This is a genomic window from Pseudoalteromonas sp. MM1 (assembly GCF_030296835.1).
Classification (GTDB): Bacteria; Pseudomonadota; Gammaproteobacteria; order Enterobacterales; family Alteromonadaceae; genus Pseudoalteromonas.
The window spans coordinates 2,768,695-2,781,681 of record NZ_AP027922.1; the positions used below are offsets into that span (position 1 = coordinate 2,768,695).

At 39.9% G+C, this 12,987-nt stretch carries 11 protein-coding genes; 8 read left to right on the forward strand and 3 right to left on the reverse strand.

Annotated features, from left to right (window positions below; translation table 11 throughout):
- The 6 genes from QUE46_RS12550 (at position 1) to QUE46_RS12575 (ending at position 6,032) form a co-directional block, all read left to right on the forward strand.
- On the forward strand, positions 1-516 hold the full coding sequence (locus QUE46_RS12550; protein ID WP_286245031.1) for a protein PelC: 516 nt from the start codon (positions 1-3) through the stop codon (positions 514-516).
- Positions 513-1,808, forward strand: coding sequence for a PelD GGDEF domain-containing protein (locus QUE46_RS12555; protein WP_286245032.1), 1,296 nt, complete (start codon positions 513-515; stop codon positions 1,806-1,808). Before QUE46_RS12550 ends, QUE46_RS12555 begins: the two co-directional genes overlap by 4 nt.
- Positions 1,801-2,784 carry a HEAT repeat domain-containing protein gene (locus tag QUE46_RS12560; RefSeq protein ID WP_286245033.1) on the forward strand — a complete coding sequence of 328 codons (984 nt, stop codon included), beginning with the start codon at positions 1,801-1,803 and terminating at the stop codon, positions 2,782-2,784. Before QUE46_RS12555 ends, QUE46_RS12560 begins: the two co-directional genes overlap by 8 nt.
- Positions 2,777-4,294, forward strand: coding sequence for a GT4 family glycosyltransferase PelF (gene pelF, locus QUE46_RS12565; protein ID WP_286245034.1), 1,518 nt, complete (start codon positions 2,777-2,779; stop codon positions 4,292-4,294). Before QUE46_RS12560 ends, pelF begins: the two co-directional genes overlap by 8 nt.
- Complete coding sequence (gene pelG / locus QUE46_RS12570) at positions 4,282-5,646, forward strand: exopolysaccharide Pel transporter PelG (RefSeq protein WP_286245035.1); 1,365 nt, start codon at positions 4,282-4,284, stop codon at positions 5,644-5,646. Before pelF ends, pelG begins: the two co-directional genes overlap by 13 nt.
- Positions 5,647-5,714: 68 nt before the next feature.
- Positions 5,715-6,032, forward strand: coding sequence for a hypothetical protein (locus QUE46_RS12575; RefSeq protein ID WP_286245036.1), 318 nt, complete (start codon positions 5,715-5,717; stop codon positions 6,030-6,032).
- 150 nt (positions 6,033-6,182) lie between these two features.
- Here the strand turns inward: QUE46_RS12575 and QUE46_RS12580 are convergent, their stop codons facing one another.
- The 3 genes from QUE46_RS12580 to QUE46_RS12590 form a co-directional block, all read right to left on the reverse strand.
- Positions 6,183-7,184, reverse strand: coding sequence for a D-Ala-D-Ala carboxypeptidase family metallohydrolase (locus tag QUE46_RS12580; RefSeq protein WP_286245037.1), 1,002 nt, complete (start codon positions 7,182-7,184; stop codon positions 6,183-6,185).
- 15 nt (positions 7,185-7,199) lie between these two features.
- The gene (locus QUE46_RS12585) at positions 7,200-8,516 is read right to left on the reverse strand and encodes a murein L,D-transpeptidase (protein ID WP_286245038.1); all 1,317 of its coding nucleotides are present in this window, start codon (positions 8,514-8,516) and stop codon (positions 7,200-7,202) included.
- Positions 8,517-8,726: 210 nt separating this feature from the next.
- Complete coding sequence (locus tag QUE46_RS12590) at positions 8,727-9,704, reverse strand: DNA topoisomerase IB (RefSeq protein WP_286245039.1); 978 nt, start codon at positions 9,702-9,704, stop codon at positions 8,727-8,729.
- A 247-nt stretch (positions 9,705-9,951) separates the two neighbouring features.
- On the opposite strand from QUE46_RS12590, the gene QUE46_RS12595 reads away from it, so the two are divergent.
- Both QUE46_RS12595 and purU read left to right on the forward strand, forming a co-directional pair.
- A complete protein-coding gene (locus QUE46_RS12595) occupies positions 9,952-11,838 on the forward strand; it encodes a hypothetical protein (RefSeq protein WP_286245040.1) in 1,887 nt (628 codons plus the stop codon).
- Positions 11,839-12,127: 289 nt separating this feature from the next.
- A complete protein-coding gene (gene purU, locus QUE46_RS12600) occupies positions 12,128-12,958 on the forward strand; it encodes a formyltetrahydrofolate deformylase (protein WP_286245041.1) in 831 nt (276 codons plus the stop codon).
- The last annotated feature ends 29 nt before the right edge of the window (positions 12,959-12,987 follow it).

Below are 12,987 nucleotides of genomic sequence, written 5' to 3' on the forward strand. Positions count from 1 at the left end.
ATGTTTCGTTTAATCATACCGTGTTTGGTATTAATGCTCAGCGCATGTACCACCAGCCGAGTGGCTGATGATGTAGAGCTGGGACCATCAACTACCGTGGCGCTACTGCCTTTGGTAAACCATGCGCAAACCCCCTTAGCCGGTGAGCGTGCAGAAGATATACTTGCAAGTATTTGGCAGCAAAATAAGCTTCCTAGGTTATTACGTGCACCGCGAAATAACAATAAAGAGCTTCCGCCGCTTGACGATCAATACCGCCTAGATAACGCCATGCAGTGGCTAAACACGCAGCAAACAGACTATGTGTTATCAGGTAGCATTGAAGAATGGCGGTATAAAGCCGGCCTTGATGGTGAGCCTGTTGTTGCACTAACACTTAGCTTAACGGCTACAGGCCAAACAACACCACTTTGGACGGGCACCATAGCCAAAAGTGGCTGGGGTCGTGACAGTATTGCCGCCACAGCACAGGATGTTATTGCCGATTTAATTTCGTACATTGAGGTTAGTGAGTGAAAACACATTTTTTTCGACCAAGAGAGGTCCCTGAACTACAAATTTGGGCTGAGGTAATTATATTTACCGCGCTTGCAATTGTGCTGCCGGTTATATTTAACGCCGAAGACCCCTTTTGGACGGAAAAAGGGTTTTCGTGGCCGGTACTCGGGCCACTGTTAGTTGCTTTGCGCTATGGTTTTTCAAAAGGGTTTATAAGCATATTATGTTTATTAGCAGGGCAATTATTGCTAAGTAAAAGCGATGTGTTAGCGCAACCAAACGAATTTAATATTAACGCCATGATTGGTTATTTAATTGTTATTATGATTGCAGGCGAATTCAGAGACATATGGGAGCGCACTAATCAACAGCAAAGTATTGAGCTTGAATATGTAACTAACCGATTAGAAACCTTTACCCGCCAATACCATTTAATTAACTCATCCCACGATCGGATTGAGCAAATGTTAGCAGGCCATACTCTTAGCCTACGCGAATCACTTCAAGCAGTGCGTACCGTAATAGGGCAATTATCACAAAGACGCTTAGACAGTGCAGCAACGAGCATTTTAAACTTATTTGTTGAATATGGCTCACTCGAAAAAGCCGCCCTTTATAAAGTAGAAAACAACATCATAATAGAGCAGCCATTAGCAAGCATAGGTGCTATAGGGGAGCTAAAGATGGAAGACCCCCTTATAAAAGCTATGTTTGAAGAGCGCGAACTGGTTTCAGTCAAAGAGGTTAAAAATAAATTTAGCCAATACCACATTGCTATCCCACTGGTTGATGTTAACAACACTATTTACGGGGTAATTTTGGTACAAAGTATTCAATTCTTTGCACTTAAAAACACCACTCTCACTTTGCTTGCTGTTATGGCTGGTAATATTGGTGACCTGCTGCGTCATGAAATTACCAACCCGGTAATGACCCCGCAAGAAACCCCTTACTTTGTAAAGCAGTTACGCAGAGCGAATAAAGAAGCTAAGCGTTATAACATTCCATCGCAGCTTCTTAAACTAAAGGCACTGCAAACAAGTGAAGAGTCACGCCAGTTACTCGATTATTTAAGTGAAGCACGCAGAGGCCTAGATATTTACCTGTACGACAGTGCAAACCACACGCTATTACTACTTATGCCGATGGCAAACGAGCTGGATAAAAGTGGCTTTATATCGCGTATTAATACTTGGTGTATTGAACACTTTGGAAAAAACGTTGAGCAGTTAGAAATTAAAATTGAAGAACAAATGGCGCTGCCAATAAGCAGCGAACACATCGCTAAGTTAGTTGCACCTCATGATTAAAATTATTGTTGCCGCTTTTATTGGCTGTTTATGTGAATACTTTGCGTTTGCGCATATTTTAGATGCCCCTAACTGGCTTTTGATTGTTTTACTGCATGGCATTGCTAGCTTGTGCTTTACCTTTGTAAGCCATGCTTTTATACCTAACAAATACAAAACCACTTTAAAAAGTGGCTCGGCACTATTATTTTTGTTGCTATTTACCTTACCTGTATTTGGTATTTTAGGGGTGGTATTCGCCATTACTTTTGCCCTTAGTAAACCACTTAAAAACAACAACATTGATATTGTAGAGCACAAAGTTCCTGCCCTGCCCTTTGAGGCAAGAAGTGTCTCAGCAACACCTATTTACTCTATGGGTGGACTAAAAGCTATTTTAAAACATGCCAGTGAGCCTAATAAACGCTTAAGCGCAGTAATGGCTGCAAGGCACATGAGTGATGCCCAAGCTATTCCTATCTTAAAACTGGCTTTAAAAGATTTAGAAGATGATATTCGCTTACTTGCCTATTCAACGCTTGATGGCAAAGAAACGAAATTGAACGAAAAAATAAGCCAGTGCCAACACGCCATTGCCAATACCACGCACCAACCTAGTTTAAGCAACCTGCAACGCCAACAAGCGGAGCTTTATTGGGAGCTTAGTTACTTAGGCTTAGCACAAGGCGCGCTTAAAAAATACGTACTAGAAAAAGCAGAAACACTAACCTTAACAAGTATGAAGTTTGACCCAAAACCAGCTAGCTATGTATTTTTAGGGCGTATTCAACTTGCGCTGGGTAAATTAAATGAAGCGCAGCATAGCTTAACGTTGGCTAGTCAATTAGGTATGGCCAGACGCCATGTATTGCCCTATAAAGCCGAAGTCGCCTTTGGCTTACATAATTACACAGACTGTCAGCGCTACCTTGAAGAACTAGCACTACAGCCTAAAGGCTCTGAGTTACGCCATTTGCAGGAGTATTGGCATGAGTGAAAAAAAAGCTGACATTCTACTCTTACTTGAAGGCACTTACCCCTATGTTCGGGGCGGCGTATCGAGCTGGGTACATCAAATAATAGAAGGCCTGCCTCACTATAACTTTGAACTCGTGTTTGTTGGTGGTGCACCCGAACACTACGGCGATATTCAATACACCTTACCTAGTAATGTGACTAAATTACATGTGCATTATTTAGTAACGCAACACACTACAAAAATAAAAGCGAAGCATGGCGTTAAATATAAAAAAGAACTGTTTGATTTTTGGCAGCAACTGCAAGGGTATTTCCGCGACTGTAAAGACCCTATACCCACAGAGCTGCTAAAGTTTGCCTTTGAAAACCTAGCTAAAAAAAAGGGGATAAACGAAGCTGATTTTTTATATAGCGAATCGTCGTGGCAGGTGCTTGCAAACTATTATTTAACCTATTGCGATGAATCGTCATTTATCGACTTTTTTTGGTCGTACAGAAACTTATACAAACCGCTGTTTAAAATAGCTGAAATAGCCCGCTCACTTCCCGATGTTAAACTTATTCATTCTATTTCGACAGGTTATGCAGGTATATTGGGCGCAGGCGCAAGCGTTATACATAACACACCATTTCTGCTTACCGAGCACGGTATTTACACTAAAGAACGTAAAATAGATTTAATACAAGCCAGCTGGATAAAAGAGTCTGAGCAAAGCCTAGGTAAAAACCTAAATACTGAAATGGGCTTTATTCGCCGAATGTGGATCAGCTTTTTTGAACAAATTGGCCGCACTACTTATCATCAAGCAGATAAAATAATCTCGCTTTATGAGGGTAACAGACAAAGGCAAATTAAAGATGGCGCCAGCGCAAATAAAGCCTCGGTAGTGCCTAATGGTATAAAAACAAAACGCTTTATTGATGCGCTTAACGAAAGGCCGGCATCGGTCCCTATGGTGGTTGGATTGATTGGCCGTGTAGTACCAATTAAAGATATTAAAACCTTTGTTCGTGCCATTAAAGAGGTTCAAGCTGAGTTACCAGACATAGAAGGCTGGATCATAGGCCCCTATGAAGAAGACCCACAGTATTATAAAGAGTGCCAGTTACTCGTAAGCAGCCTAGATTTAAGCAAAAACATTACGTTTACCGGCATGCAAAACATCGCTGAAATACTCCCAAAACTAGGGGTTGTCGCGTTAACCTCAATATCTGAAGCGCAACCATTAGTGCTGCTTGAAGCAATGGCAGCAGGCGTACCTGTTCTTGCAAGTGACGTGGGCTCGTGCCGAGAAATAATAGAGGGAGGAAGCGAGGAAGATAAAGCGCTTGGTAAAGCGGGCGAAGTGGTGTCTATTGCCTCACCTAGCGAAACGGCACAGCAAATAATCACCATTTTACAAAACGAGCAAACGTGGTACCAGTACCAACAAAGTGGTCTCAACCGTGTTAATACATACTACGATGAAAGCCACATGTTTGCCCGTTACGATAAACTTTACAAGGATACAATCGCATGGCCGGAATAGGTTTTGAGATACGTAAAATTCTCAAAAAAAATACCCTACTCTCTGTTTTTGAAGCCTACGGTTACGCAGGATTAATTGGCTCGGGACCTTGGCTGCTTTCTATTATTGCGCTCATGCTCATTGGCATTTTAAGCTTAGGTGTCGTGCTGCCTAAAGTATTAATTATTCAATTTTTAACGCTCATTACCTATATGATGGCAGCGTCTCTTATATTAACTGGCGGACTGCAGCTGTTATTAACGCGCTTTGTTGCCGATCTGTTTTTTGAAAAAAAGGATGAGCAAGTACTGCCTAACTTACTGGGTGCACAACTAGTCACAACAATTGCGGCATTGCTTATTGGGTTAGCCGTTTGGCCAATACTACCGCTGCCTGTTGTGACTAAAATAATAATTTTAGGGGCGTTTGTTAGCTTATGTAACCAATGGCTGGGCGCTATATTTTTGTCGGGAATGAAGGAGTACCGACTTATTTTAGTAACCATGTTAAGCGGTTACAGCTTTATGGTGTTACTGGCGTTTTTACTACGCGACTGGCAAATAGATGGACTATTTTTTGCGTTTTTTGCCGGCGAAGCGCTGCTGTTTTTTAGCTTTTTATTTATGATTATTCGCCGCTATCCCGGTGGTAAACTCATTAGTTTTGATTTTTTAAACAATAAAAAAGTGTATTATAGCCTCTTTTTTTGTGGGCTCTTTTACAACATAGGCGTGTGGGCCGATAAAATTATTTTTTGGTACTCCCCCGCTACCTCTATTCAAATTATAGGCACATTAAGAGCAAGCCCTATTTACGACTTACCTATATTTTTAGCCTATTTAACCATTATTCCTGGGATGGCGGTATTTTTAGTCAGAATGGAAACCGACTTTGTAGAACAATACGACCGTTTTTATACCGCCATTAGAGGTGGCTCATCGCTTGAAGAAATTTTTTACTTAAAAGATAAAATGGTGCAAACAGCACAAGGCGGCCTTTACGATATATTTAAAATCCAAGGTATCACCGTTGCGTGCTTATTACTGTGGGGCGAGCAAATACTGAGCTTTATCGGCATAGACCCTAACTACAAAACACTGCTATTTATTGATGTGGTAGGCGTAGGTGTTCAGGTAATATTTTTATCTATTTTAAATATTTTATTTTACTTAGATAAGCGTGCCACCGTATTATTTTTGTCTGGGTTATTTTTGTTTATCAATATCGTGTTAACTATTGCTTCAATAGCGCTGGGGCCACAGTTTTATGGTTACGGTTTTGCGCTCTCGACCATAATTACTTCAGTAGTTGGCCTGTATTGGCTATCAAAACAATTTGAAGAGCTCGAATACGAAACTTTTATGCTGCAGTAGAGGCGCAGTACCATTAATGGTAACTTATAAAATGAAAGCTAACTTTAATTAAAAAGGATTTATATTTAATGAAAAAAGGAATTACCACGCGCTTTAATATCGTTGCAACCATAGCTTTATGGGCTATAAACTTGTTGACTACGTTAATGACGTTTGATGTAGGGAATACCTATCAAACGAATAGCCTCATTGATATTTATATACACACATTCCAAGTAAAAATGGCGTTACTGCTAGCAATGTGGATTATAAGCGCCTGTATTTTGTCAGCACTATTTAAAGAAGTTTGGAACCGTTTAATTTCAGATATTTTCAACGTTCGCTTAATTGATTTTAGAGAATCGTATACCTTGAGTATCTTGATAACGTGGCTGTTATTAAGCTAAAAGTTTGTCACTCTTGTATTGAACAAATTACTAAATTAAATAAACAAATAATATTTAGCGTTGGTTGGATCAGTGTTGGCAGTATATGTTACCAACACTTTTTTATACGCGTGGATAAAAGCACGTAAAACTTACTTCATACATACACGACTACTTACTCACCCAGCGCGCTTTAAAACCACGCGTATCAACATGTATAAATGCGCCTCTGTGCGACTTAGGCCCATAAATACCTAATCCACCCAGTAAACCTTTAAATGACTCTCGCTTAGCGAGCGACTCAACTATACTAGCCATAGTTTGTGCATCGCCAATAGAGTGCTTGCCATCGTTGTTTATATCATCCATACGGTAGTCGCCATCGTTATCTATAAATATATCGGCAGCGTCGCCAAACACATGGCGGCTAAGTTTTACGTTACCAATAGCTTTATTGTAATAAGGGGTGCGGTAGCCGCTCATTACCACCATATTTTTAACTGGTATGTTTTCTAAAATCAGTTCTTTGCGTATTTTTTCAAGTTTAAGTAACAACTTGTTTTGTAAAAATAAGTATTTAGGGTGCTTACTTCGTTGCTTACTCACAAATTCTTTAAGAGAAAAATGCGGTGATATTTTTACATTTTCGTTCTCTGGGATCACCTTTACAAAACCATCGGGCACTACGTAATGCTTACTATCTTTAATTTGTGAGGGCGTTGGATAATGGCCAATATGGTAATATTTAAGCTTTCCACCTTGTACTTCATCTGCAGGTACTTTAACAAACACGTTAATTGTCATGCGTTGCTTTTTGTCGGGGGATTCAATAATTACCCGTGTTAAGCCAGGCTTTTTAGGCGCCTGCCACTGCCAGCGGTTTGTATCAGTTAAGGTGGCGTTGCTATGGTTATTAATAAATGAATAGGGTTGTTTTGATTGTGCATATAGCACTTCAAACTCAACTGCCTCATTAGGCATCACAAATACAGAAAACTCCGAATACGGCATTACTATGTCGTTAATTTTTAGGCTAAATTCTGCATCTTCAAAATTTGCTTTATTTTGAATATCAACGCTTGGGTGTGTTTTTTTCAAGGGCTCGGCGGCATAACTGCCTACGCTTACACATAACACCAATACGCACCCTAAAATCCACGGTATAAACGGCATAAATTCTCTCATAGTCTATTTTATCAATGCAGCAATAACTGACTGTTCTTCGTTTTTAAGTAATGCTTTTGTGTCATGTTGATAAATATCATCTCTAAAATTAACGAGCATGTCTTCACCAACCCACGCAGTCCAATACACCAAATGAATAGGTAAGGGCTCATTTAAATAAAATGTTTGTGTGGTATCGGTGTCTCTAGCTTTATCCACTTGTTTAAGGGTTTGCTCTTCACCTTGGTGCTTAATTATTTCACGCGCCAATGAAAATGGCTCTTCAACCCTTATACAACCATGTGATAACGCACGCTGCACTTGGTTAAACCGCTGCTTTGCTGGCGTATCGTGAACATAAATGGCTTCAGGGTTTGGAAACAAATACTTTACTTCACCAAGTGGGTTTTCATCCCCTGCACGTTTTACTAAAAAGTGATCAAACTGATAAGGCTTAACAGCCTGCCAATCAATATTACTGGGGTTAACTGTATTAGAATCTAGGTAGCTGTTTTTTCTAACTTCAATATTATTTTTAGCAAGGTACTGAGGATCTTTTGCCACCTTTGGTGCTATTTCTTTGGTTGCAATAGAGGTTGGTATGCGCCACTGGGGGTTTACTACAAACTTTTCGATTTCGTCACTAAAGGCGGGGGTTTCCCAACTCGGCTTACCCACTATAACGTTATTTTGCAGTTTTACTTCGCCCGCTTTTACATAGCGTAATGTGTACTCAGGTATATTTACATATACATACTGCGAATCACTTGCGCCTGCGAAGTTAGTTATGCGGTAAAAGTTAAGCTTTAATTTAGCCAGCTTTTCCTTAGCGGGTACATTAAGCTTAGCTAAAGTACGCTTTCCTACTCGCCCATCGACCTTTAAACCGTGGCGACGCTGAAACTGTTGCACAGCATGCTCAATGGTTTTATCAAATGTGCACACTACGGTGTCACAAACATTGCGGGTTAAGTCACGCTCTTGATACAAACGCATCGCTAACTGACTCACCGCTTTGCTGGTGCTGCCTAGTTCAAGTAACTCATTGGTGTATAAAGGGGTAAACCCGCCACTGTTAACTATTTCTGTGTACCAGTTAATTGCTTTCTCGGTGCGCGCTATTAACTGTGCTGCATTTTGATCAAAATAATAATCGCCGTTTTGCAATTGTTGTTGCGAGTTGTAAGTGGTTAATGATGAATTGGCAAGCGCCACACTTTCAAGTTCTGCACTGCCGAGCGCTTGCCCTGTTAGTATGGTGCTAACGCAGCCTGCAAGTGTAGCGTGTAACGTTATGTGTTTTATCTTTGTAGACAATGCATTTGAAATTAACCCCTTCACTTTGTACCTCCTCGCTAAATATCATTGATAAATGCTGTTGTACTTACTGCTTAACAGTAATAGGAAGGTGCAATGCTGGTGCCACATTAGAATAAAAACACAAAGCATTGAAATTAATAACTTTTTGAACTTTTACATGATGATATTAAAATACCTCAACTAGACAATTATGTAATTTGGTTGCTGTAGTGTGTAAAGTTGCTATAGCAATTAGTCTTTTAAAAAGGCTAAAAAGCCACGTTCATATCGACTCAAGTATTTTGTTTTTCGCGGTAGAGAGAATGACTCTCGCCACGCTGTTTGGGTTTGTTCATCCTCTTTACACAAGGCAATTAAATCTGGGTGAACATACGATTTACGGGCAATAGCTGGCGTGTTACCTAATTGCTCAGACACGCTCTCGAGCATACTTTTTAAACTAAGTGCACCTTTTGCTTTTACAAGCTGTTTAAAGGCAATAACACTGGCTCGCCAGGTTCTAAAGTGCTTAGCGCTAAAGTCCTCACCCATTATTTGTTGAATATACTGGTTAATTTCACTAGAGGTTACGTTTGTGCGCTCTCCATCGCTTATATACTGAAACAAGTGCTGACCGGGTAAATCTTGTAGGTCTTTAATTACATGGCTCAGCACTCTGTCGGTAATGTTTACCTCGCGTTCTTTGCCCGATTTAGCCCGATACCGTAGCTGTATATTTTTACCCGTAAGCTTAGCATGGCGATTGCGCAGCGTTGTGGCGCCAAAACTTTTGTTTTGCTTTACATTTCGCTCGTTACCTACCCGTAATGCACCTAAATCCATAAGCCTAACTACCGCAGCTAATGTGCGCTCTACGCTGAGCTCATCCCCTTGTAAATCGTTTTCTAAACGGGCACGTAAAAGTGGTAATTTATTTCCAAACACGCCACAAGCTTGGTATTTTTTCGCCTCTTGTTGCGCTCTAAAATTTTCATGGTAACGGTATTGTTTACGGCCTTTACTATCAATCCCGGTTGCTAAAATATGGCCATTTTCTTCAGGGCAAAACCACACATTTTTATAGGCGGGCGGAAACGCTAATGCATTTAAGCGATCAATCACTTTTTGATCGGTAATTTGTTTTCCTATTGGGTCAAAGTACAGCCATGTCTTGTTTTTACGCTTACGAGTTATGCCGGGTAAATTATCATCTACGTAGATTAGTTTCATTTATGTTCCTAGCAACTTAAACCACCATCAATTAATGTATCACTGTAAAATAACCTTAAACTGAACAACGTTATTGATATATAATCAAAAATTGAACAATAATATAAAAATCTGTTTAGTATAAGTACCTTATTTAGCATATAAACAACACTGTGCGGTCTCGTTTAGCCATGCTCATTTTGGTCAAAAAAAATACGGACGATGATAATTCCCCCTTCAAAAATGTGCTGTTTAAAAGGAGCATACAATGGCATTTGATTACGGTTCTATTGATCTAGGATTAAAAAACCCCTTTAAACTTGAGGGCAAAGTAACGGCTGCAAGAGGCCTTATTGAGTCAATTGCGGGCATTAGTTTACTTGTTATAGCGGCAAGGTCGGTAAAAGAAGATACCACCGCAGGCTGGATTTTAATGCTGTTTGGCATGTTTATTTTAGCGCTGGGTATTCGCTCTTTATCGTCAGGTATTTACGCCACCTTAAAATACTTTGTTGGCAGAAACCACCCAACGTCGCTTGCTTATAATTTTAGTAAATCAGAAAGCTCTACCGCTAAAGAAGAGAAAAATGAGGTAGCTTATAACGCCCAATCACTCGAAGAAATGCTGGTTGGTCGTAAAAACAGTACCTTTAAAGAACCTAACGGGTTTTTATCTCGTTTGTTACACAGCTTAATTCCCAAACTGTTATTTTTACCTTATCCAATTCGAAATGTAGCGCAGCGATTATTTGGCTCGTGGGTTAGCACGCTAGTTGCCTTAGTTGCTTATGGGCTTGTTGCGTTTGTATCCTTATCGGGCTTTACGGGAGAAGCTGGCGAATTAGCCTTTCCGGTTTATAGTGCTATTTTGATGTTTTATGTGCTTTTTTCTTGGCGCTCAAGTAGCAAGCCGATTTCTCGCAATGCAGAAAGAAATATTGAAGCGCTGGGAGGCGGAACATTAGCTAAAATTATTTCGTTGTCGTTTATTTTGCCCATTGTTATTGGCCTTTCTATGTCGTGGCTAATGCAGGAGCAACATATCAGCAAACAAGAAATAGACGCTTGGCTTGCACAGCTACCAAACTTGCATGCTGGCCTATATCTCATTGCCATTATTGTATTAGCAACATTAAGCTGCGCATTAGTATTTACAATGATCAAAGCACGCTTAAACGCAGTGACCCCTACCGCCGAAGTGTCAGAATTACGTGAAAACTGGCAAGAGTCTGTTCACCCTGATGAAGTATTTATAAACCTTGATAATCTTGTCATGGCAAATAGGCGCTACAAAGAAGTCCCTAATAGAGTTTACCGCGAGCTAGACCCAAAACTGCAAGAGCAAATAGAGGGCAAAGGCGGCTTTAAAGGCGAAATGATTCAAGAGGTTCAGCCTAAACTACATGCTATGGAGCTAGGTAAAAACTTTACCCTCGCTAGATTAATCGCACTATTAAGTGCTAATTTACTTTATATTGTCGCGTTAGTACTAACCGTATTTTTAGGCTATTCATTAATAGATATTTATTACTATATAGATAGCGCTAATATTAATAATTTCCAGCAAGCGTTTAATAATCAAAATATTATACAGTTTAGTAGCTTACTAATGAGCAGCGTTCATATTTTTATAATAGCAATAATTATTAAAGCCTTTGCTCGTTTACTGGCTAACTGTGCGCATTTGTTTTTTGCTGAAATGCAGTTTGAATCATTACTTGTGTACTTTAAATGTGAAGGTACATTTACCGAGTCAAAAATATCAACGGGTACAGGTATTCACGATAGCACCCGCTCAGAAAACACCTTAGTGCGCAGCAGTATCACACCGTGGGTAATTGTCTCTCGTGTTATTTCGAGCACGTTTGCTGCCACTGGTATGAAAAACCTTGAGCACCCTCGCCATATAATGGAAATGCACAAAGATGAAGGCCAATTACAAGCCATTAAAAATGATGTAATTGCCTTTCTAAAGGACCGCGAATCGATTGCTTCAATTACCAGCGAGCGCGATTTAGGCAATGCATCACAAATACACCAATTAAACCAACAAACCCGTGCAATGCCTACTCAGCAAGCAATAACGAAAGAAGATGAAGAGGCTGCGGGTTACCTAAGACAAGAAGAGAACTTAACACCAGAGCCTAAAGCTTAACCGTTGCTTTGCTATATTTTTAAGCAAAACTACGGTGCGGTTTGTAACCTAGGTAGCTAGGTTACAAACCGTGCGCACCCACTAGAGCGTGTTGGTTTATAAAAGCTTGCTTGTTAAAATTTATGGTCTTGACCTGCTTAATTATTAACGTATTTTTAATCCTTTTTCACTTAATTGAATCATTTATACCTATTTAGCCGATTAATTCTAAATTTACGCATAAACCCCTTGCTTTATGCGTTAAAAACCAAATAATGAAGCAATTATAATCTGGGTAAGAATGAGGAAAATGAGCTATATACTAACCACCCAATGTGACGATGATGTAGGCCTAATTGCCAAAATTACAGGGCTTTGTCACGCGCACAATTTAAATATTACACGTAATAACGAGTTTGTAGATAAAGACGCCAAGCGTTTTTTTATGCGCACTGAGCTAACGGGCGAGCCACAAAGTGACTTTTTATCGCAATTACGCGCATTATTACCAGAGGGTGCACAACTTGCTCTGCATGATGATACAAAAACTAAAGTGGTGCTACTTGCAACAAAAGAAGCGCATTGTTTAGGAACTGTATTACTAAAACAATTTGAGCAAGCTTTAAATATTGAAGTATTAGCTGTAATTGCCAATTACCCAGATTTAGAGCCGTTAGCAAAGGGCTTTAATGCACCTTTTCATGTTGTCTCGCACGTAGGTCTAAGCCGCAGCGAGCACGATCAACAAGTAGGTGATTTAATTGCCTCTTACAACCCAGATATAATTGGCTTAGCAAAATACATGCGCATACTAAGCCCTGAATTTGTGGGTCGTTTTGAGAACAAAATTATTAATATCCACCACTCGTTTTTGCCTGCCTTTATTGGCGCTAAACCGTATCACCAAGCATTTGAGCGCGGCGTAAAAATTATTGGTGCCACAGCTCACTTTGTAAATAATGAGCTAGATGAAGGCCCGATTATTTTACAAGATGTCACTAGCGTAACGCACGCTAACACCGCTGAAATAATGGCTAAAATGGGTAAAGACGTAGAAAAGACGGTATTTAGCAAAGCGCTTCAGCTTGCCTCTGAACACAAACTATTTATTAACGGTAATAAAACCGTGGTATTTAGCTAAAACCCCTTTTACATACTATAAAGCCAGCA

What these genes read in the sequence shown, in the direction of transcription:
- QUE46_RS12590 (WP_286245039.1), bottom strand. Translation starts at nt 9,704, where the DNA reads ATGAAACTAATCTACGTAGATGATAATTTACCCGGCATAACTCGTAAG.
- QUE46_RS12595 (WP_286245040.1), top strand. Translation starts at nt 9,952, where the DNA reads ATGGCATTTGATTACGGTTCTATTGATCTAGGATTAAAAAACCCCTTT.
- QUE46_RS12575 (WP_286245036.1), top strand. Translation starts at nt 5,715, where the DNA reads ATGAAAAAAGGAATTACCACGCGCTTTAATATCGTTGCAACCATAGCT.
- purU (WP_286245041.1), top strand. Translation starts at nt 12,128, where the DNA reads ATGAGCTATATACTAACCACCCAATGTGACGATGATGTAGGCCTAATT.
- QUE46_RS12580 (WP_286245037.1), bottom strand. Translation starts at nt 7,184, where the DNA reads ATGCCGTTTATACCGTGGATTTTAGGGTGCGTATTGGTGTTATGTGTA.
- QUE46_RS12550 (WP_286245031.1), top strand. Translation starts at nt 1, where the DNA reads ATGTTTCGTTTAATCATACCGTGTTTGGTATTAATGCTCAGCGCATGT.
- QUE46_RS12560 (WP_286245033.1), top strand. Translation starts at nt 1,801, where the DNA reads ATGATTAAAATTATTGTTGCCGCTTTTATTGGCTGTTTATGTGAATAC.
- pelG (WP_286245035.1), top strand. Translation starts at nt 4,282, where the DNA reads ATGGCCGGAATAGGTTTTGAGATACGTAAAATTCTCAAAAAAAATACC.
- pelF (WP_286245034.1), top strand. Translation starts at nt 2,777, where the DNA reads ATGAGTGAAAAAAAAGCTGACATTCTACTCTTACTTGAAGGCACTTAC.